Raw genomic sequence first — 18,999 nt, forward strand, 5'->3', positions numbered from 1 at the left:
TCTGGCCGTACCGCCCCGTGTACGTCTGCGCCAAGGCCTATATAGACATTCGCTTTCCGTCCCGACCGCCGGGCCTGTAATGCGCCCGCCGCTGTCGGCCGCACCGGGGCGTGGCGCAGATTCAGCGGCAATTCCACCAGGACAACGACGCCGATGCAGGCGTCACCTGAAATCCGCAGCTCGCGCCAAATGCGAGACGCCATCCGAGCGTTTTTTCCAGCGGCAGTTCCAGCCATCGGGCTGCCAGCATGCGCATCGGCCCCGCGTGCGTGATGACCCATATGCGCTCGTCAGACGTTGCGTCGAGCGAGTCGGCCCATGCGCCGATACGCCCCATCGCCTGCGTCGCGCTTTCGCCGCCGTGCGGGCGGGCGTTCATCAGGTCGGCGGCCCAGAGGTCCAGCGCATCGCGCCCGATCGCCTCCCATGCCAGCCCTTCCCATGCGCCGAAATGCAGTTCGCGTAGACGCTGCTCGACCTCGATGTCGGGCGCGTTGTCCATGCAGGCCACCAGACGCGTCGCGGTCTGCATGGCGCGCGCGGCCGGGCTGGCGACGATGCGGTCGGGGGGCGCGAGCTTCGCGACAATCTCCGCGGCCGCAGGAGACATCGGCGAGGCAAGCGGCACATCGAGACTGCCGTAGCAGATGCCGGGCGACACGTCCGGCGCGGCGTGGCGGATCAGTACCACTTCCATGCGGCCGCCACGAGGTAAATCGATAGTTCGGCCAGCTGCTGCGCCATGCCGAGGCAATCGCCGGTGTAGCCGCCGATGCGTCGGACGAAGTAGGCGCCCAGCGCAGCGCGCAGCGCGGCCAGCACCAGGATTGCCACGCCGGCGAACAGCGGCGACACCCACAGCAGCGGCAGCACGCCGCACGCCAGCGCAAGCAGCAGGCCCGGGCCGGCCAAGCGCTGCGCCACGGGCTTGGCCTTGCCTTCGGGCCGCACATAGTCGTGCGTGGCAAGGAACGTGATGGCCATCGCACGGCTGGCGCCGTGGGCCGCGATCAGCACTGCGAGCAGGGCTTCCACGCCCTGTGCCTCGCCGATCGAGACCAGCAACTGCCATTTCAGCAACAGCGCGATGACGATGGCGATGGCGCCAAACGCGCCCACGCGCGAATCGTGCATGATCGCCAGCACGTCTTCGCGCCGATAGCCGCCGCCGAACGCATCCACGCAATCGGCCAGGCCGTCCTCATGGAATGCGCCAGTCAGCAGCAGCGTGGCGGCCATGCCCAGCACCACGGCGACCGGCGGCGACCAGACCTGCCATGCCGCCCAGGTTGCCAGCGCGCCTGCAGCGCCCACCAGCAATCCCACCAGCGCGAAATATCGCGCCGCGGCGTTCAGATAATGCGGCTCGAATCCCACCCATGCCGACAGGCGTCGCGGCAACGGCACTCGCGTGAAGTAGCCGACGGCGGTCAGGAAAAAACGGAATTCGTCAGCCATGGTCGTCGCCTATGCCGGTGCGTTGCTGACGCCCGCGCCACTGAACGTCGCCATTTCACGCAGGAACGCCACGGCCGATGCCACCAGCGGCCATGCCAGCGCCGCGCCAGTGCCCTCGCCCAGACGCAGATCGAGCGCCAGCAGCGGCTCGGCCTTGAATTCGGCCAGCAACGCGCGGTGCCCCTGCTCGTGCGAACAATGCGAGAACACGCAGTACTGCAGCACGTTGGGGTCGATGCGCGCGGCCACCAGCAAAGCGGCCGAGGCGATGAAACCGTCGACCAGAATCACCATGCGGCTGGCGGCGGCGGCCAGATAGGCGCCCGTCATCGCCGCGATCTCGAAGCCGCCGAAGGTGGCCAGCACATCGAGCGGATCGGTCACCTCGGGATGACGCGCCAGCGCCTGCGACAACACCTCTCGCTTGCGCGCGAGGCCCGCATCGTCCAGCCCCGTGCCGCGACCGATGCATGCCTCCAGCGGCAGGCCGACAAGCCGGCTCATCAGGCAGGCGGCCGCCGACGTATTGGCAATGCCCATCTCGCCGAAGCCGATCACGTTGGTGCCCTGCTGCGCGTGGCGCAGCACGCGGGCGATGCCGGCGTTGATCGCCGCGCCCGCCTCGGCCGGCGTCATGGCCGGCTGATCGACAAAATTGCGCGTGCCATTGGCCACGCGGCAGTTGACCAGCCCCGGCGCCGCCGGCAGCGGCGCGCGCACGCCAACGTCCACCACTTCCAGCGCCATGCCGTGCAGCCGCGTGAAGACGTTGATCGCCGCACCGCCGCCGAGAAAATTCAGCACCATCTGCGCGGTGACTTCGGGCGGGAATGCGCTGACGCCAGCATCGGCCACGCCGTGGTCGCCGGCAAACACGATGATGGCCGGACGATCGAGTTCGGGCACGGTTTCGCCGCGGATCAGGCCGATCTGCATCGCCAGCGATTCCAGGCGGCCCAGCGATCCGGGCGGCTTGGTCTTGTCGTCGATGACGGCCTGCAGCGCGGCGCGCAGCGATTCATCGAGCGGTGCGATCGGTGGCAGGGCAAGGGCGAATTCGGAAATATGGGTCATGACTACAGGTTCGGATTACATTTCAACGCCGCGCTGGGCCTTGATGCCTTGCTGGAATGCGTGCTTTACCGGCGTCATGTCAGTGACCGTGTCGGCCGCCTCCACCAGCGCCGGCGGCGCGCCGCGGCCGGTGATGACGACATGCTGCATGGCGGGGCGCGCGCGCAGATCGGCGATCACGGCGTCGACATCAAGATAGTGCAACTTCAGGGCGATGTTCAGTTCGTCGAGCAGCACCAGCCCGATCGATGGGTCGCGCAGCATGCGGCGCGCCAGTTCCCATGCGGCTTCGGCCTTGGCCACGTCGCGCGCGCGGTCCTGCGTCTCCCACGTGTAGCCCTCGCCCATCACATGGAACTCGCATTGATCGGGAAAGCGCTGCAGGAACATTTCCTCGCCGCTCGGGATCGCGCCCTTGATGAACTGCACCACGCCGGCACGCATGCCGTGCCCCATCGCCCGGATCACCATGCCAAAGCCCGAGCTCGACTTGCCCTTGCCGTTGCCGGTGGTGATCACAATCACGCCGCGTTCGGTCTGCGCGGCGGCGATCTTGGCATCGACCACTTCCTTCTTGCGCACCATGCGCGTCTTGTGGCGTTCATCGCGGCCGTCGTCGGCCGGTGTGGATTCGATATCGCTCATGAATGGCTTCCGTCAGGCACCAGCGCGACATGCGAACCGTCGCTGATGCGGATGATAGGGGTACGCAGTGCTCGCGAACACTGTGCGGGAGTGAGTACATCTTGCGCCGGGCCATGCAGCGCGTGGTCGTCTTCGGCCATCAGCAGCGCATGCGTGGCGTAACGCAGCGCGAGCGTCAGGTCGTGCAGGATCACCACGACGGCGTGGCGGCCGGCCTGCGTCAGGCGACGCAGCAAATCGAGCACCTGGATCTGATGGCGCAGATCCAGATGCGCCACGGGTTCGTCGAGCAACAGCAGCGGCGCCTGCTGCGCCAGCACGGCGGCCAGCGAGACGCGCTGGCGTTCGCCGCCCGACAGTGTCAGCACATCGCGTCCCGCCAGCGTGTCGAGATCGAGCTCGTGGATGACGTCACGCACGATGCGGTCGTCATCGCGGCGTCCCCATCCCCAGCCATTCAGATGCGGATGTCGGCCAATGCGCACCGCATCCTCGACGCTCATCGAGAACGTGTCGTGCACCGCCTGCGGCAGATAGGCGCGCTGTCGCGCCAGCACGGCTGGGGGAATATGCGCGAGGGCCGCGCCGTCGAGCGCCACCGCGCCGTCGTCGGGCGCGCGCAGGCCCGCCAGCACGTTCATCAGCGTGGACTTGCCCACGCCGTTCGGCCCCACGATGCACCACAGCTGGCCCGCGCCAATCGACATCGACAGGCGATCGACCAGCATGCGGCCGGGCGTGCGCAGCCGCAAGTCGTGCAACGCCAGCACGGGACACGCCGCGAGCGGCTCGGACCAATCGCTCATCGCGGCCTCCGCAGCAACAGATAGAGAAATGTCGGCACACCCAGCAATGCCGTGATGACACCGACCGGCAGTTGCGCCGGGGCGATGATCGTGCGCGCGATCAGGTCGGCCGCCATCAGCAGCGTCCCGCCGAGCAATACGGACGCCGGCAGCAACAGGCGCTGGTCGTTGCCCCACGCCAGACGCACCATATGCGGCACGACCAGGCCGACAAAGCCGATCGACCCGGCCGTGGTAATGGCCGCCGCAATCGATAGCGACGCGATCAGGAAAGTGGCCAGCCGCACGCGCCCGACACGCACGCCGAGCGATTGCGCCACGGTTTCGCCCAGCAGCATCACGTTGAGCGCGCGCGCCATCGGCATGGCCAGCGCCAGCGCCGCGATCAGCGTGGCCAACGCCCAGCCATAGACGGCGGTGCCGCTCAGGTCGCCGGTCAGCCAGAACAGCATGCCGCGCAGGCGTGACTCTGGCGCGATGGCGAGGATCAGCGTGATCACCGCGCCCCAGCCCGCAGCGAGGATCACGCCGGTCAGCAGCAGCCGCGCGCCGGCTTCATGGTGGCCGCCCTGCACCTGTGGATGCAGCAGATCGCGGCGCGCCAGCGTGGCCACCAGCAGCATGGAAACCAGCGCGCCGCCGGCCGCGCCTGCCTGCACCAGCCACAGCGGCAGCATCAGCAGCATCGCCATCAGCGCGCCCGTGGAGGCGCCGCCGGATACGCCCAGCACATAGGGCTCGGCCAGCGGATTGCGCAGCAGCACTTGCATCAGCGCGCCCGACAGGGCCAGCAGCCCGCCGCACGCGAATGCCGCCGCCGCGCGCGGCAGCCGCAGTTCGCGCACGATCGCGCCGGCCGTGCCCGTATCCGCGCCGGTCAGCGCCTGCCAGAGCTGGCGCGCGTCGAGCGCGACGCTGCCCACGGCCAGCGACAGCGCGAACACCGCCACCCCGGCCAGGGCCAGGACGATCCAGACGATCAGCGCGCGGCGCAATTCACTCATCGCTTATTTCTGCCGCCACCCCAGCGTGATGAACCCGGCGCGGCCCTGCGTGTTGTACGGATAGGCGAGCATGTAGTTCTTGTCGAACAGGTTTTCGACGCGGGCGGCCACAAACCATTGCTTGTCGATGTTGTAACGGGCGTTGAGGTTGACGATACCGTATCCACCCAGCGTGCGCGAGCCGCTGTCGAGCCGCGACGAAGAAATCAGCCATTCGCCCCCAAAACGCCAGTTGCCGAAGTTGCGGCCGACGTCGAACGACGCATGACGGCGCGCGCGGCGCAGCAACTGCGTGTTGTTGGTTTCATCGAGCGGATTCTGGAACGTGACGTTCGCGCCGAGATCCGTGCCCCACACTGTCGCGCGCCACGACGCCTCGACGCCCTGCACCCGCGCCTTGTTGACGTTCTGCGCCAGATACAGGCCCGGCGCGGTCAGCGTGGAAACGATCAGGTCGTCGTAACGTGTTTCGAACGCCGTCACGCGCAGCAGCCCGGCGCCGGCCGTATCGAACTGCACGCCTACCTCGGCGGACTTTGCGCGTTCGGGCTTCAGGTTGGGCTGCCCGAACCCGGGGTAATAATGTTCGTTGAAGGTCGGCGCACGGAACGCGTTGCTGACGTTGGCAATCAGCTTGAGCTGTTCGGTAAGGTCAAAGCCGTAACCGGCAAAGAAGCTGCCCTGGTTGCCGAAATCGGAATAGTGGTCGTTGCGCGCGTTGAGCTGCAGCTGGTTGCGGCCGATGCGCCCCTCATACCCGGCGTAGACCGAAAACACGTTGCGTACCGGCGCGTTGTAGGCGCTCGATGTCAGCGCCTGCTGCAGCCAGTCGGTGCCGAACAGCAGCTTGTGGTCGGGAGTCAACGCGTATTCGTTTTGCCAGTTGAACTGGCGCGTGCGCGTGCTGAACAGGCTGTCGAACAGGCCGTTCTTGGTGCCTTCGCTGCGGTCCTGGCTCTGCGCGATCTTGAAATGCGTGGTCCAGTTCGACGTCACCTTGCCATTGGTGAATGCGGACAGCGTGTACAGCTCGCTGTCCATGCGATAGTCGTCGGTCGGCTTGCCGCTGGTGGTGTCGTACGACAGTTGGCTATTCGAGTAATACGCCGCGAACCCGGCGTCCCAGTCCGGCGTGATCTTGTGTCGCACCTGCCCCGACACGCTCTTGTTTTCGTACGGGTTGTCGCCGGGATTGGGACCCACGCCACGCGCGACGCTGCGCGGGTTGTCGGCATTCCACTGCGCGGCGTTGATCGACGAAAAGCCATCGGTCTTGAAGATCGATCCGGTCACGTTGAATGACGTATCGCCCACCTGGCCGCCGTAACCCACCGTGCCCTGGCGCGTGTTGTTGCTGCCGTATTCGATCTGCGCATTGGCCGCCGGCGCCTGTCCGATGCCATTCTTGGTGAAGATCTGCACCACGCCACCGATCGCGTCCGATCCGTACAGCGCCGACACGTTGCCGCGCACCACCTCGATATGGTCGATCTGGTCCGGCAGGATGTTGGCAAGTTGCGCCGTGCCGCCGCTGGCGCCGGCAATGCGCACGCCATCGACGAGGATCAGCACCTGGTTGGAATTGGCGCCGCGCATGAACAGCGTGGTGTTGGCGCCCATGCCGCCATTTGCCGCGAACTCGACGCCGGCCTGTCCGCGCAGCAGCGAGCGCAGGTCGGGCGCCTGCGAATTGACGATGTCCTCGTGCGTGACCACCGTGGTGTGGGGCAGCGCATCGGTGACACGCTGCGCGGTGCGCGACGCGGTGACGACCGTTGGCGTCAGCGCGGGCGACGATGTGGCTGGCGTCGAGGCAGACGCGGCCGACGATGTGGCTGGCGTCGAGGCAGACGCGGCCGAGGATGTGGCTGGAGACGGCGCGGTGGCCGTTGCCTCGTCGGCGGTGGCACCTTGAGCCAGCGCCGATGCAGCGCAGAACGGGTACGACAATACGGCGATGGCCGCCAGGATGGCAGGCGTGGACGGGCAAACCGGCGGCATTGCCGCGACGGTCGACCTCAATGGCGTGGAACGCATGAGCAAGGATGGAAGAGAACGGCCGGGCCCGTTCCCCCGCGGACCAGATGGCGATGTGGCGCGCCGTCCCGAAGGGACAGGCGCCCGCGTTCTTCAGGCCGGTATCCGGGCTGACGACATCAGGCTGGCCGCCTTCCCGATCGGCGCGCGACACCTCAGAACTGAAGAATCGTGACGAGAAGATCAGTGGCGATTGGCCGGCCCTGCGGACGCGCTCGATGCGCGGCCGCGGTCGCTTACCGTTGCGGGGGCAGCACAGGTTGGCCCGCCCCGACCTCCACGTCGAGCGCCGGCTCCCTGTTTCCCGTTGAACTGCGGCCCCGACTGGGCAAGGTCCGCGAGCACCTGGAACGTGCGCGAGTGTAGGGAGTTTCAAAGTTATCGTCAATGCGGAGGTCCGGTATGCCGATAACCGTGTTTGACGCGCGAAATTGCGCCAATCGCCGCAGATCCGTGCAACTTCGGGGCGACACGCCGGTCCGAAACGGCGGCGTTGCCGGTAGCCGTTGCGCGAGCATCGGCTAGAATCCCCAAAACCTGACCCTTACTCCTACCGGACACGACAGGCACTATGCTCAACGAACTCGAACAGCTGGCCGCCAAGATCGGGCGCGTACTGCATCACGCAGACACCCTGGCTGCCGAGAACCAGCGGCTGCGCGCGGACATCGACCGCCTGCAGGCCGAGGCGAGCCAGTTGCGCGCGGACCGCGAAGCCATGGCGGCCGACCGCGAACTGCTCAACATCAAGATCGAGGAAGCGCAACTGCGCATCCAGTCCATCCTGGACAAGCTGCCCACCGCCAGCGATGCGCGCCAGCTGGACCTGCTTGGCGACCGCGCGCCGCGCGCCGCATCGGAAGGCTCGCAGCAAGCCCCTGGAGAACATGCATGAGCAACAAGCAAGTGGAAGTGAACATCGCGGGCCAGCCCTACCGCTTCGCGATCTCCGCGGACAACGAAGCCGCGCTGCTGGAAGCCGTGGCGCTGGTCGACGACAAGATGAACAAGCTCAAGGGCGGCGTCGCGTCCAAGGGCGTGGAGCGCGTGGCGGTGATGGCAGCCATCAGCATTGCGTCTGATCTGCTGGCCATGCGCCGCAAGCAGGACGAAGACGGCGCGATCCCGGTGGACGCCGTGCGCGCGCGTATCCGCGAACTGAACGAGCGCGCCGACGAGGCGCTGCGGCAATACGCGCACGTCGGCACGCGCTAGCCGGCTTGCAGCGGGAAAACGTCGGCGCATGCTTGAATTGCGCGGCCATGGCCACATATCACGTGCATGTGAAGCCTGTGCCGCGCGCCATGCGGTGCGTTGCCAGGCGTTGTGGAAAATGTAACGACGCGGCACGTCCGACTTGGTATGCCTGACGTCGCGGTGTATAGTGGAGCCACTGCGCGGTGCATGCGACCGAAGCAGCTGGATGGTCGGGTTATCGTGCCTGGCCGCCGTTTCCATCCCATCCTAGTTTGAAACGGCAAACGTCTGACATCCCAAGCGTATTGCACGCACAGGAACCAACGTCAGACGTTTGACAGTTTCCCTGCCTGGTTCGTGAGGGTCATAAACTCCTTGAACCGATATGCATTGCATGGTGCGGGATTATGTCGTGTGGGCGAGCGCGTTACCGCATTCATAGTCTGGGCCCAGCCTGGACTCCCTGAGTGGGCGATGTACCCGAAATACGACTTCCGCAGCCACTCTGAACCTCACTTGGGTTCAGGATGCCGACCCAGCGGCCGAGGCGGGGACCCCTTCAAGTGGTGAAGAGGCGGTGGTTCGAACCACCGCCTTTTCATTTCCGCATTTGCGGCGCATCGCCGCGGATCAACCCAGCACGTTCGTCATCCATGACTGACCAGCGCGCCCGCCAGTACTGGCTGATGAAGTCCGAACCGGACGAGGCCAGTATCGACGATCTTGCCGAACAGGGCACCCTGCCCTGGACCGGCGTCCGGAACTACCAGGCACGCAACTTCATGCGCGATCAGATGCGCATCGGCGACGGCGTGCTGTTCTATCACTCGTCCTGCCCCGAACCCGGCATTGCCGGGCTTGCCGAGGTATGTTCGCAGCCCTATCCCGACGCCACGCAGTTCGATCCCAAAAGCAGCTATTACGACAAGGCGTCGAAAAAGGAAGAGCCGCGCTGGTCGCTGGTGGATGTGCGCTTCGTGAAGAAGAGCGCACTGATTCCGCTGGCGACGCTGCGCGAGCACGAGGCGCTGGCCGACATGGTCGTGCTACGCCGCGGTAACCGCCTGTCGATCACGCCGGTGACGCCGGCCGAGTGGCGCTATATCACCGAAAAACTGATGAAGTAAGCCGGACCGCCGTGCCGGGCCAGCGCCGCGCACAATGCCGCGTTGCATGTCCCGCACGGCGCGCGCAACCTCCCGCACGGGAACGATTTGCAGGGGCACGCGTCTGACAGCCATCACATTTGATCGGGAGAACTCCATGAAGAAATTTCTGGCTGCGTCGCTGCTCGGCACGACCGCTGCAATCGCTGGCGCCCAGACGGTGCCGGCGCCCTCGGGCGTGTTGTCGCTGTCTGCGCAGGCAGTCACCGAAGTGCCGACCGACGTCGTCCAGCTCACGCTCGCTGCCGAGCAGGAAGGCGCCGAGCCGTCCGCCATCTCCAACGCGCTGTCGTCGCGCACCCAGGCGGCACTGGCGCAAGCCAAGCGCACCGCGGGCGTCGAGGCGCAATCGGGCGGATTCACGATTCATCCGAACACCGACCGCAACGGCAAGATCAGTACGTGGCGCGGCCGCTCCGAAATCATCCTGAAGTCGAAGGATTTTGGCGCCGTCTCCAAGCTCGCCGGCGAACTTGCCAACCAGATGCAGGTGCAGAACATCGCGTTCTCGCTGTCGCGCGAGGCGCGCCTTGCGGCCGAGAAGAAACTGGCGGACCAGGCCGTGGCGGCGTTCCGCGACAAGGCGCAGGCCAGCACTGCGCTGTTCGGCTACAGCAGCTACACGATCCGGGAAGTCTCGATCAATGAATCGGGTGGCATGATCCCGCCGATGCCTCGCATGTACGCGGCCAAGGCCATGGCCGCCGATGCCGGCGCGCCGATCCCGGTGGAAGGCGGCAAGACCCAGGTGACCGTGTCGGTCAACGGGTCGGTGCAAATGGCGAAGTAACGCGCGCCGCGCGCTGTCCTGCGCCGGTCATCGGCGAGGACAGCGCCCAATGCTTTGCCTACAGGGCGGAATATTGCTGGCGCAGCACGTTTTTCTGCACCTTGCCCATCGTATTGCGCGGCAGTTCGTCCACCACGTGCACGCGCTTGGGCACCTTGAAATTGGCGATGCGGCCCTTGAGGGTGCCGATCATCGCCGCCTCGTCGATCTCCACACCGGGCTTGCGCACCACCACGGCCACCACGGCCTCGCCGAAATCCGCATGGGGCACGCCGATCACGGCCGATTCCACCACGCCGGGCATCTCGTCGATAAAGCTCTCAATTTCCTTCGGATAGACGTTATAGCCGCCGGAAATGATCAGGTCCTTGCTACGGCCGACAATGGTCAGATAGTTGTCCGGCACACGACGCTCACCCGCCTGACTGACGATCGCGCCGCCAAAACGGCCGACGTCGCCGGTCCTGAACCACCCATCCGCGGTGAACTCCTCGGCGGTTTTTTCGGGCATGCGCCAGTAGCCCTTGAACACGTTCGGACCCTTCACTTCCACATTGCCGATCGCCCCCGCATCGCACGGCTGCCCTTCCCCATCGACCACCCGCACCGACACGCCGGGCAGCGGCATGCCCACGGTGCCGCCGATGCGCTCGCCCTGCGCGGGATCGTACGGATTGGAAACCAGCATGATGGTTTCGCTCATGCCGTAGCGCTCCAGGATCGTGTGTCCCGTCCGCTCGCGGAATGCATCGAACGTTTCCAGCAGCAGCGGTGCCGAGCCGGACACGAACAAGCGCATGTTGCGGCAAAGCTCCTTGTCGAAACGCGGCTCCTGCACCATGCGCACGTAGTACGTCGGCACGCCCATCATCACCGTGGCGCGCGGGATGAACTTGAGGATCTGCGCCATGTCCAGTCGCGGCGCCCAGATCATCTTCGCGCCGGCCAGCAGCGCGCCATGCGAGGCTACGAACAGCCCGTGCACGTGGAAGATCGGCAGCATGTGCAGCAGCACGTCATCGCTGCGCCAGCCCCAGTACTCGTGCAGCGTCAGGGCGTTCGATGCGAGGTTGCGGTGCGTCAGCATCGCGCCCTTGCTGCGGCCTGTGGTGCCGGACGTGTACAGGATGGCGGCCAGATCGTCGTCGCCGCGCTGCGCGGTCTCGAACGTGTCCGGCTGCGCGGCGGCGCGCTGCAACAGCGATCCCGTACGGTTTTCGTCGAGCGTGAACACGTGCGCGGTGTTATGCGCAAATGCAACCTTGGAGACCCAGCCGAAATTGCTGCTGCTGCAAACCACCACCGACGGCTCGGCATTGCCGACAAAGTAATCGATCTCGGCTTCCTGGTACGCGGTGTTCAGCGGCAGATACACATAGCCGGCGCGCAGCGTGGCCAGGTACAGGAACAGCGCTTCGGGCGATTTTTCCACCTGGACGGCCACGCGCGCACCGGCCGGCAGCTTCAGCGCCGTGAGCAGATTGGCAAGCTTGGCGGTAGCGCGGTCGAGGTCGTCCCAAGTGTAGTAGAGCCCGTCATGGGTCTCGATGCAGCAGGCGCTGCGGTCGGCGGGAAAACGGCTTTCGAACAGGGCGAACAGATTGGCGTTCATGGTGCAAGGCAAGAAAAATGGCGTGCCCGATGTGGCAAGGATGGCTGACGCCAGGCAACGGCGTCGGTGGCAGCCGGCCATGATAGCGGGCCGGCCAGGATATTACTCCCCGGTGAAATCCGGAGGACGATGCGCCAGGAAGGCTGCCACGCCTTCGGCATGGTCGCGGCTCGTGGCGTAACGGAAATGCGCGTCGAGATCGGCCTGCGTGAGCGGCGCCGGCTCGGGCGACAGGCGGCGGATCGTCGCTTTGTTGATGCGCGCGGCCAACGGTGCGCCCGCGCACAGACGCTGGATCGTCGCAGCGATCTCGTCATGGAACGCGGTTTCGGGCACCACGCGCGTCAGCAGTCCCTTGCGGGCGGCTTCGTCGGCGTCGAACACGCGGCCTTCCAGCAGGATTTCCAGCGCCACCGCGCGCCCGGCCAGCGCCAGCAGTCCGCGCAGTTCGCCCGGCGCCATCGGAAATCCCAGCCGATTGATCGGCACGCCGAAGCGGCTGCCCGACGCGGCGATGCGCAGATCGCAATGGCAGGCGATTTCGAGGCCGCCGCCCACGCACACGCCTTCGATCGCCGCCAGTGTCGGATGCGGACATTCGGCGATCGCCTGCAACGCGGGCGCGATGGTTTCCATGTGATAGCGACGCACCGCGGCCTCGTCGCCGCGCACGGTCGGGAATTCGGCAATATCGGCGCCCGCGGCAAAGTTGCCATCGGCGCCGCGCACCACCACGCAGCGCAGCGACGTATCGGCCGACAGCTCGGCAAAACCGGTCGCCAGCGCGTGCCACATGCCGGCCGAAATCGCGTTGAGCTTGCCCCGATGCGATAGCGTGACCAGGGCCGTGGCCCCGTCGCGCGCGAACGTGACAGTGCCGCCCATCAGTCGATCTTCGCGCCCGAGCGCTGCACCACGTCTGCCCAGCGCTTGATCTCGGCATGCTGGAATTGCGCGAACTGTTCGGGCGTGAACTGCGGCGTGTCCGAACCATTCTGCAGCCATACCGCCTTCAGCTCGGGGCTGTGCAGCGCCTTGGCCGTTTCGGCGTAGAGCTTGTCGACGATTTCCTTGGGCGTGCCCTTGGGCGCCCACAGCGCGTACCAGGTCGAGACCTCGTAGTTCGGCACGCCCGCTTCGGCAGCCGTCGGCACATTCGGGAATGCGGCCGAGCGCGTCTTCGATGCCACCGCCAGGGCCCGGATGCGGCCCGCGCGGATATGCTGCGCCGACGATCCCAGTCCATCGAACATCAGGTCCACCTGGCCCGCGATCAGGTCCGACAGCGCGGGACCGGCGCCCTTGTACGGCACGTGGGTCAGATCGGTCTGCGTTTGCAGCTTGAACAGTTCCCCGGCCAGATGGTGCGACGATCCGTTGCCTGCCGAAGCGTAGTTCAGCTTGCCGGGATTCGCCTTGGCATAGGCAATCAGTTCCTTGACCGTGGTGGCCTGCACCTTGGTCGGATTCACCACCAGCACCTGCGGCGGTTGCGCGATCACGGTGATCGGGATGAAGTCCTTCTCGATGTCGTAGTCGAGCTTCTTGTAGAACGACGGCGCGATGGCATGGTGCGCACCGCCAATGAAAACCGTGTAGCCATCGGGCGCGGCCTTGGCCGCAATGCTGGCGCCGACGGTGCCGCCCGCGCCGCCGCGGTTGTCGATCACGAACTGTTTGCCGAGCTGCTTGGAAAGCTGCGCGGTCAGCGGCCGCGCGAACGCGTCGGTGCCGCCGCCGGCCGGGAACGGCACGATCACGGTGATCGGCTTGTTCGGCCACGGATCGGCGGCGTGCGCGGCCGGCGCATGCAGGGTTGCCCCGGTGCCGGCAATCAGGCCGGCTACTGCAAAGACACGCGCGAACGCGGTCAGAATGCGCTGACGATTCATGTACTGTCTCCTCTCTCTACTCACTGCGTGGAAAGTCAATCGAAGTACTTCACCCAACTATCACCCGACAAAAAATCCTCTGCCGGCTTGAATCGCGTCACCGGCTTGTCATGCCTGCCGGCTGTGCCCGACCCCGGGGTCACAGCAGCTTGGCGACGGACCGGCTGATGCGCGGATTGCCGTCGCCAAGGCGAGCCAGATTGTCGTCCAGCGCATCCGGCACGTAAAGATAGTTCACCATCATGCCGCACGCCTGCGCGCGGCCTTTTCGCGACAGATCGGCCGCCCAGTTCAAGCGTTCGACGCACGCGCCGTTGCCGAGATGGAAACGCGCCACCGGATCGGTCGGCATGCCCTTGTCGCCGGCGCGCACCAGATAATGCGCGGCCAGCGTCAGCGCCGTATCGCGGATCACCGGGTCCTGCGCATCGGCAGGCAAGGCGGCGAGCCACGCGGCGCCATCGGCCGGCGCGTCGGCATGTCGCTCACGCCAGCGCGACAGCCGCTTGTCGCCGAGAATACGGGCGATCGTTTCGCCATCCTGCTTGCGCAGCCAATCGGCAAACCCCGGAATCGGCGACAGCGTTGCAAACTGCTTGAGCTTGGGAAATTCGCGCTGCAATTCCTCGATCACGCGCTTAAGCAGGAAATTGCCGAAGCTGACGCCGCGCAGGCCCGCCTGGGTATTCGAGATCGAATAGAAGATCGCCCACTTGACGCGCCGCAGGTCCTCCAGCGGTGCGGCTTCGTCGAGCAGCGCCTGCACGTTGGCCGCCATCTCGGGCACGAAGGCCACCTCGACGAAGATCAGCGGCTCGCGCGGAATGCGCGGATGGAAGAACGCGTAACAGCGGCGATCGGAATCGAGTCGGTTGCGCATGTCGTTCCACGACGATATTTCGTGCACCGCTTCGTAACGAATCAGTTTTTCCAGCAACGACGCCGGGGAATCCCACGTGATCGGCTGCAATTCGAGCAGTCCCACGTCGAACCAGTTGGAGAACAGCGCCTCAAGGTCCTCGTCGAGTTCTCGCAGACCGGGAATGCGCTTGTGCCAGCGCAGCATATCGGCCCGCAGCTGGATCAGGAAATGCAGGCCGCATGCGCTGTCGCCGCGTTGTCCATGCTGCGCGGCAAAGCGCTTAAAAAAGCGGATGCGCGCGTTCGACAACGCCTGCGACAAGCCCGAAGCGCTGCCACCCTGTGTCCCGGCGGCGTCGCGCCCGGCGGCCACTTCGGCCAGTACGCCAAGCATCGCCTGGCGCAACGGCTCCGGGGCGGCCTGGTATTCGTCCTGCCACGCTTGCGCGGCGGCATTGGCGGCGCCATCGGTCAATCTCGCATCGAAACACTGGCGCAACTGATCGCGCTGGCGCTTGACGGCGCGCGTCGACAGCGTCGGCGCGGGCTCCGCCCTGGTCGCTTTCTGCGCTTGCGCATCGTCGCCCTTGCGGCCCCACCACCGGCCAAATCGCGAGAACAGCGTATCGCTGACGGGCTCGCTGGCTTCCAGCGGTGCGCTCACTTTTTGTTGGTCTGCGGGATCGAGGACGATCATGTGGGCATCCTGCTCAATCGGTTGACGGTGAGAACTGCAACGGGAATTCGCATCGACGGCAGGCTCAACCCTGCCCGGCTACGCGCAGATGGTTGCCGCCCGGTTGCGCGGCGTCGGTGGCAGCATCGCCGGCATGCTCGGCACTGTCGAGCGCGCGCAGCGCTCCGCGCTGGCGCAGCACATGGGTTTTCATGAGCGCCTCGGCGCCCTCCGGATCATGGGCTTTCAGGGCTGAAAATACCGACAGATGCTCGGCGCACGATTCATGAATGCGGCCCGGCAACTTCAGGCTCTTGTGGCGCGACAGCCGCAGTACCTTGCGCAGATCGCTGACCACGCCGGACAGCCAGCGATTGCCGGCAAGGCGCTGGATGGCCTCGTGGATCTGGTAGTTGGTTTCGTAGTACGCGTCGATGTCGCCGGCCTGCGCGTATCGCGACAGATCGGCGTGCAAGCCTTCCAGCGCATCGAGATCGGCCGGCGTGACATTGCGGGCGGCCTCGTAGGCGCAGCGCCCTTCGAGCAAGGCCATCAGCGGAAAGATCTCGTCGAGATCCTGTTCGGACAGCGCATTGACGAAGCAGCCGCGATGCGGCTCCAGCCGCACCAGCCCTTCGGCGGCCAACACCTTGAGCGCTTCGCGCATTGGCGTGCGCGACGTTCCGAGCGAGGCGGCGAGCGCGACTTCGTCGATCCATGCGCCCGGCATCAGCGCGCGCTCGTCGATCATTGCGCGCAGCCTGTCGGCCACTTCCAGATAAAGCGCCTGCCGGACGATTCGCATCACGCCTCCTGGGCGGAAGATACCTGCTCCGAGCGGCGCATTCGCCGCAATAATTCATAATTATGGAGAAGGTCTTGCGCGCCGCAAGCGGTTTCGATGTTGCGCCGCGGAATCGGGGCACTGCCGTGGCGTGCTGACGTCATGCGCGCGACGCGCCATCGAACATGAGCGCGCGCGCGGCGGCCGTGATGAAGGGGAATCGAAAAAGGGGACGTGTGGCCAGAGGTGCGGCGGGCAATTCCCCTGCCTCCCTGCAGAAGAATTGCCCGCACGTGAAAGAACAGCCGCGACGATCTCTTTGGCGTCGGGCCAGGCGCGCCGAACGCATGTGGGTCAGATTGTTTTCCGGCGTTGCCCTGCGCCCGCCCCGTTCAAGCACCGATACCGGTGCAGATTTTCCCGCGCTTTTTCCCGTTTTCGCTTTCGTCGGTTGCCGCGACACCCGCGCTTTTATCTGCGCGCTCACCCTGTGGTATCGCCGCAAGCGGCTGCTTGCCGCCTCGCTTTCTTGTAACAGGATCTATAGCGAGGACCGTGCCATCGTCTGTAAGACGTTGATTTTATTGACGTGGACGGTTCTATACTTGTTACACATGACGGGTTATGTAACAGGATGTTTCTTCGTCGTTACGACCTCGCGGACGCTGCGAATGGCATCTGACGCCGTCAGCGTCATCGATTGTGGCCAAAACCTCACGCTGCGATGCGAGAATGCGGCGCACAGCGCATGAACGCCACGCACCAAGTGGTTGCAATTGTGAAACAAGCGCCGAAAGCCAACCGAACAGGCGCCAAGCAAATCCAAACGGAGAGGTCATTTGATGGACTGGGAAGATCGATTCACCCTGAGCGCCGACTTCGGCGCCCAAGCCGACGCCACGCCGCGGCACTTGAAGTTTTCCTTCGTGGGATCGGGCTCGGAATACTTCCGGATCTGGATCGTCAACACGCTGCTCACCATCGTCACGTTCGGCATCTATTCGGCCTGGGCCAAGGTCCGCACGCTGCAGTACTTCTATCGGAACACCTCGCTCGATGGCGCCAGCTTCGACTATCACGGCAGCGCCAAGGCGATATTGAAGGGTCGCGCGATCATCTTCGTGCTGATCCTGGGCTACCAGGCGGCGATGGCAGCATCCCCCGCCTTCGGCGCTTTGATCGCGCTGGTAGCGGCGGCTACTTTCCCCTTTTTGCTGGTGCGCTCGCTGCGGTTCCGGATGGCAAATTCCAGCTATCGTGGACTGCGCTTCGCCTTCACCGGCAAGGACAGCGAGGGCTATCTGGTCTTTCTGCTCTGGCCGATCCTGACGGTGCTGTCGCTCTATCTGCTGGCGCCGTTTGCGCATCAGCGCTTCAAGCAATACCAGCACCGCAACACGCGCTTCGGCACGGCGCCATTCGCATTCAACGCCACGGCCGGCGCGTTCTATGGCGTGTATCTGCGTACGGTGGGAATGGTGTTGGCGTTGCTGATCGGCGGCGGCATCGTCGGCAGCACGCTCGGGCTGTTTACAGGCTCGTCGACAGGTGCGGTGGCGCTGGGCATTGCACTGATGGTGTTCGGCATGTACGCGGGCCTGATGCTGATCGGGCCGTACTTCCAGGCCAAGATGCAAAACCTCGTGTGGAACCATACGACGCTGGCGCCGCATCGCTTTGCCAGCGATGTGCGCGCCGGCCGCCTGTTCGTGATTGTGCTGACCAACCTGATCCTGACGATGCTGACGCTCGGGCTCTTCTATCCGTTCGCGCGCGTGCGGTCGGTGCGCTATCGCGTGGAATCGATGACGATGATCGCGGTGGGCCAGCTCGACGATTTCGTGGCGGGCGAACAGCAGCACGTGGGTGCGCTCGGCGATGCGGCGGTCGACTGGTACGACATCGACATCGCACTCTGATCGGGAGCCTCGGAGAGACCGCCATGGTTGCCGCGCAATACTTCGACACGCGCTCGTCGCGCGCGCATCCGGTGATGCTCACGGTTCGCGATGGGCACGCGATCCTGCAAGGCGCGGACGGCCTGGAGTTGCGCCGCGCACCGCTGTCGTCGGTGCGCGTATCGGAGCGCATCAAGCGCGGCCCGCGGCTGGTGACGTTCGACGACGGCGCGTACTGCGAAATCGCAGACCACGCCGCCTTCGACGCGATCCTGGCGGCCACCGGTCATCGCGAAGGGCTGGTGTCGCGCGCGCAGAACAGCTGGCGCCTCACCGGCCTGGCGCTGGCGGGGCTGCTGCTGTTCCTGGTGTTTTCTTATGTGTACCTGCTGCCCTGGACGGCCGCATTGGTTGCGCGCACGATACCGGCCTCGATCGAAACGGAACTGGGACGCGCCACGCTCGACAGCCTCGACCAAGGCATGGTCGCGCCGAGCACGCTGCCCAGCGCGCGACAGCAGCGCATTCGCAATGACTTCGCCGCGCTGCGGCGTCCCGACGATCCGGATCACGACTACCAGATCCTGTTTCGCCAGGGCAAGCGCCTGGGCGCCAATGCGCTGGCGCTGCCCGGCGGCACCATCGTTGTCACGGACGAACTGGTGAAGGCGATCGGCAGCGGCCCGGGCATGATGGGCGTGCTGGCGCACGAGGCCGGGCATGTGGCGCAGCGCCATGGCCTGCAGCAGGCCTTCCAGGCGTCCGCGGTGGGCGCGCTGGCGGCGTATTTCCTGGGGGACGTGTCTTCGCTGCTTGCCGCGGTGCCGGCCGCGATGATGTCGATGCGCTATTCACGCGAGCACGAGCGCGAAGCCGATGCGTTCGCGGTGGAGGTCATGCGCGACAATCACCTGCCGGTGTCGGCATTTGCCGACGCGCTCCAGCAACTCGAAGACGCGCATGGTCGCGGACAAGCGCGCAAGCCTGCCGCCGACGAGGACGACGAAGCCAGCTTCTTTTCGAGTCACCCGCTGACGCGCGAGCGCATCGAAGCGATCCGGCAGCAGTAGGCGCGCTGACTGCCGCGCCGGGCCGATCG

General features: G+C 65.7%; 19 protein-coding genes, 1 other RNA gene and 1 riboswitch. Of the genes, 8 read left to right on the top strand and 12 right to left on the bottom strand.

The genetic code is table 11. The features are described from left to right. Positions 1–121: 121 nt before the first annotated feature. Genes AC1RKI_RS05790 through AC1RKI_RS05820 form a run of 7 tightly spaced genes read right to left on the bottom strand, consistent with a single transcriptional unit; the run spans position 122 to position 7,024 of the window. Positions 122–697, bottom strand: a complete 576-nt coding sequence (locus AC1RKI_RS05790) for a histidine phosphatase family protein (RefSeq protein ID WP_492794543.1) — start codon at positions 695–697, stop codon at positions 122–124. Further along, positions 682–1,458 carry an adenosylcobinamide-GDP ribazoletransferase gene (locus AC1RKI_RS05795; protein WP_061952725.1) on the bottom strand — a complete coding sequence of 259 codons (777 nt, stop codon included), beginning with the start codon at positions 1,456–1,458 and terminating at the stop codon, positions 682–684. The genes AC1RKI_RS05790 and AC1RKI_RS05795 overlap by 16 nt, the downstream gene beginning before the upstream one ends. A 9-nt stretch (positions 1,459–1,467) precedes the next feature. Next, positions 1,468–2,532, bottom strand: coding sequence for a nicotinate-nucleotide--dimethylbenzimidazole phosphoribosyltransferase (cobT, locus tag AC1RKI_RS05800; RefSeq protein WP_492794541.1), 1,065 nt, complete (start codon positions 2,530–2,532; stop codon positions 1,468–1,470). A 15-nt stretch (positions 2,533–2,547) separates the two neighbouring features. Further along, complete coding sequence (gene cobO, locus AC1RKI_RS05805; protein ID WP_061952729.1) at positions 2,548–3,177, bottom strand: cob(I)yrinic acid a,c-diamide adenosyltransferase; 630 nt, start codon at positions 3,175–3,177, stop codon at positions 2,548–2,550. Then, entirely contained in the window at positions 3,174–3,983 is an 810-nt protein-coding gene (locus tag AC1RKI_RS05810) for an ABC transporter ATP-binding protein (protein WP_492794539.1), read from the bottom strand. The genes cobO and AC1RKI_RS05810 overlap by 4 nt, the downstream gene beginning before the upstream one ends. Then, positions 3,980–4,987, bottom strand: a complete 1,008-nt coding sequence (locus AC1RKI_RS05815; protein ID WP_492794538.1) for a FecCD family ABC transporter permease — start codon at positions 4,985–4,987, stop codon at positions 3,980–3,982. Before AC1RKI_RS05815 ends, AC1RKI_RS05810 begins: the two co-directional genes overlap by 4 nt. Before the next feature lie 3 nt (positions 4,988–4,990). After that, on the bottom strand, positions 4,991–7,024 hold the full coding sequence (locus tag AC1RKI_RS05820) for a TonB-dependent receptor plug domain-containing protein (protein WP_492794536.1): 2,034 nt from the start codon (positions 7,022–7,024) through the stop codon (positions 4,991–4,993). A gap of 79 nt (positions 7,025–7,103) precedes the next feature. After that, positions 7,104–7,388, bottom strand: a riboswitch (cobalamin riboswitch). 207 nt (positions 7,389–7,595) lie between these two features. Between AC1RKI_RS05820 and AC1RKI_RS05825 the strand changes: the two genes are divergently transcribed. From AC1RKI_RS05825 to AC1RKI_RS05845, 5 genes are all read left to right on the top strand, one after another. After that, positions 7,596–7,919 (top strand): hypothetical protein, encoded by a 324-nt coding sequence (locus tag AC1RKI_RS05825; RefSeq protein WP_061952737.1) that lies wholly within the window; start codon positions 7,596–7,598, stop codon positions 7,917–7,919. Beyond that, the gene (locus AC1RKI_RS05830) at positions 7,916–8,239 is read left to right on the top strand and encodes a cell division protein ZapA (RefSeq protein ID WP_061952739.1); all 324 of its coding nucleotides are present in this window, start codon (positions 7,916–7,918) and stop codon (positions 8,237–8,239) included. The genes AC1RKI_RS05825 and AC1RKI_RS05830 overlap by 4 nt, the downstream gene beginning before the upstream one ends. A 322-nt stretch (positions 8,240–8,561) precedes the next feature. After that, positions 8,562–8,779: non-coding RNA, 6S RNA (ssrS, locus tag AC1RKI_RS05835), on the top strand. A 95-nt stretch (positions 8,780–8,874) separates the two neighbouring features. Then, on the top strand, positions 8,875–9,348 hold the full coding sequence (locus AC1RKI_RS05840) for an EVE domain-containing protein (RefSeq protein WP_061952741.1): 474 nt from the start codon (positions 8,875–8,877) through the stop codon (positions 9,346–9,348). Positions 9,349–9,484: 136 nt separating this feature from the next. Next, positions 9,485–10,177 carry an SIMPL domain-containing protein gene (locus AC1RKI_RS05845; protein ID WP_061952743.1) on the top strand — a complete coding sequence of 231 codons (693 nt, stop codon included), beginning with the start codon at positions 9,485–9,487 and terminating at the stop codon, positions 10,175–10,177. A 58-nt stretch (positions 10,178–10,235) separates the two neighbouring features. On the opposite strand, the gene AC1RKI_RS05850 is transcribed toward AC1RKI_RS05845, so the two are convergent. The 5 genes from AC1RKI_RS05850 to AC1RKI_RS05870 all read right to left on the bottom strand — a co-directional run bounded on the left by AC1RKI_RS05850 (position 10,236) and on the right by AC1RKI_RS05870 (position 16,023). After that, complete coding sequence (locus AC1RKI_RS05850; RefSeq protein WP_061952745.1) at positions 10,236–11,789, bottom strand: malonate--CoA ligase; 1,554 nt, start codon at positions 11,787–11,789, stop codon at positions 10,236–10,238. A gap of 102 nt (positions 11,790–11,891) precedes the next feature. Then, on the bottom strand, positions 11,892–12,674 hold the full coding sequence (locus AC1RKI_RS05855) for an enoyl-CoA hydratase/isomerase family protein (protein WP_492794534.1): 783 nt from the start codon (positions 12,672–12,674) through the stop codon (positions 11,892–11,894). Beyond that, the gene (locus tag AC1RKI_RS05860) at positions 12,674–13,681 is read right to left on the bottom strand and encodes a Bug family tripartite tricarboxylate transporter substrate binding protein (protein WP_492794532.1); all 1,008 of its coding nucleotides are present in this window, start codon (positions 13,679–13,681) and stop codon (positions 12,674–12,676) included. Before AC1RKI_RS05860 ends, AC1RKI_RS05855 begins: the two co-directional genes overlap by 1 nt. Positions 13,682–13,820: 139 nt before the next feature. After that, entirely contained in the window at positions 13,821–15,239 is a 1,419-nt protein-coding gene (locus AC1RKI_RS05865; RefSeq protein WP_490714077.1) for a malonyl-CoA decarboxylase domain-containing protein, read from the bottom strand. 64 nt (positions 15,240–15,303) lie between these two features. After that, positions 15,304–16,023 carry a GntR family transcriptional regulator gene (locus AC1RKI_RS05870; protein ID WP_150979634.1) on the bottom strand — a complete coding sequence of 240 codons (720 nt, stop codon included), beginning with the start codon at positions 16,021–16,023 and terminating at the stop codon, positions 15,304–15,306. A gap of 326 nt (positions 16,024–16,349) precedes the next feature. Between AC1RKI_RS05870 and AC1RKI_RS05875 the strand changes: the two genes are divergently transcribed. The 3 genes from AC1RKI_RS05875 to AC1RKI_RS05885 all read left to right on the top strand — a co-directional run bounded on the left by AC1RKI_RS05875 (position 16,350) and on the right by AC1RKI_RS05885 (position 18,970). Further along, the gene (locus AC1RKI_RS05875; protein WP_492794530.1) at positions 16,350–16,754 is read left to right on the top strand and encodes a hypothetical protein; all 405 of its coding nucleotides are present in this window, start codon (positions 16,350–16,352) and stop codon (positions 16,752–16,754) included. A 90-nt stretch (positions 16,755–16,844) separates the two neighbouring features. Further along, positions 16,845–17,921, top strand: a complete 1,077-nt coding sequence (locus tag AC1RKI_RS05880; RefSeq protein WP_492794528.1) for a YjgN family protein — start codon at positions 16,845–16,847, stop codon at positions 17,919–17,921. Positions 17,922–17,944: 23 nt separating this feature from the next. Further along, the gene (locus AC1RKI_RS05885; RefSeq protein ID WP_492794526.1) at positions 17,945–18,970 is read left to right on the top strand and encodes a M48 family metallopeptidase; all 1,026 of its coding nucleotides are present in this window, start codon (positions 17,945–17,947) and stop codon (positions 18,968–18,970) included. Positions 18,971–18,999: the final 29 nt, after the last annotated feature.

Source organism: Cupriavidus sp. GW822-FHT06G04 (assembly GCF_058799075.1).

Excerpts from the sequence above, each read along its gene's own strand:
- AC1RKI_RS05855 (WP_492794534.1), bottom strand. The coding sequence starts at position 12,674 with ATGGGCGGCACTGTCACGTTCGCGCGCGACGGGGCCACGGCCCTGGTC.
- AC1RKI_RS05795 (WP_061952725.1), bottom strand. The coding sequence starts at position 1,458 with ATGGCTGACGAATTCCGTTTTTTCCTGACCGCCGTCGGCTACTTCACG.
- AC1RKI_RS05845 (WP_061952743.1), top strand. The coding sequence starts at position 9,485 with ATGAAGAAATTTCTGGCTGCGTCGCTGCTCGGCACGACCGCTGCAATC.
- AC1RKI_RS05870 (WP_150979634.1), bottom strand. The coding sequence starts at position 16,023 with ATGCGAATCGTCCGGCAGGCGCTTTATCTGGAAGTGGCCGACAGGCTG.
- AC1RKI_RS05885 (WP_492794526.1), top strand. The coding sequence starts at position 17,945 with ATGGTTGCCGCGCAATACTTCGACACGCGCTCGTCGCGCGCGCATCCG.
- AC1RKI_RS05810 (WP_492794539.1), bottom strand. The coding sequence starts at position 3,983 with ATGAGCGATTGGTCCGAGCCGCTCGCGGCGTGTCCCGTGCTGGCGTTG.
- AC1RKI_RS05850 (WP_061952745.1), bottom strand. The coding sequence starts at position 11,789 with ATGAACGCCAATCTGTTCGCCCTGTTCGAAAGCCGTTTTCCCGCCGAC.
- AC1RKI_RS05840 (WP_061952741.1), top strand. The coding sequence starts at position 8,875 with ATGACTGACCAGCGCGCCCGCCAGTACTGGCTGATGAAGTCCGAACCG.
- AC1RKI_RS05875 (WP_492794530.1), top strand. The coding sequence starts at position 16,350 with ATGTGGGTCAGATTGTTTTCCGGCGTTGCCCTGCGCCCGCCCCGTTCA.
- AC1RKI_RS05820 (WP_492794536.1), bottom strand. The coding sequence starts at position 7,024 with ATGCGTTCCACGCCATTGAGGTCGACCGTCGCGGCAATGCCGCCGGTT.
- cobT (WP_492794541.1), bottom strand. The coding sequence starts at position 2,532 with ATGACCCATATTTCCGAATTCGCCCTTGCCCTGCCACCGATCGCACCG.
- AC1RKI_RS05815 (WP_492794538.1), bottom strand. The coding sequence starts at position 4,987 with ATGAGTGAATTGCGCCGCGCGCTGATCGTCTGGATCGTCCTGGCCCTG.
- AC1RKI_RS05825 (WP_061952737.1), top strand. The coding sequence starts at position 7,596 with ATGCTCAACGAACTCGAACAGCTGGCCGCCAAGATCGGGCGCGTACTG.
- AC1RKI_RS05790 (WP_492794543.1), bottom strand. The coding sequence starts at position 697 with ATGGAAGTGGTACTGATCCGCCACGCCGCGCCGGACGTGTCGCCCGGC.
- AC1RKI_RS05860 (WP_492794532.1), bottom strand. The coding sequence starts at position 13,681 with ATGAATCGTCAGCGCATTCTGACCGCGTTCGCGCGTGTCTTTGCAGTA.
- AC1RKI_RS05880 (WP_492794528.1), top strand. The coding sequence starts at position 16,845 with ATGGACTGGGAAGATCGATTCACCCTGAGCGCCGACTTCGGCGCCCAA.
- cobO (WP_061952729.1), bottom strand. The coding sequence starts at position 3,177 with ATGAGCGATATCGAATCCACACCGGCCGACGACGGCCGCGATGAACGC.
- AC1RKI_RS05830 (WP_061952739.1), top strand. The coding sequence starts at position 7,916 with ATGAGCAACAAGCAAGTGGAAGTGAACATCGCGGGCCAGCCCTACCGC.
- AC1RKI_RS05865 (WP_490714077.1), bottom strand. The coding sequence starts at position 15,239 with ATGATCGTCCTCGATCCCGCAGACCAACAAAAAGTGAGCGCACCGCTG.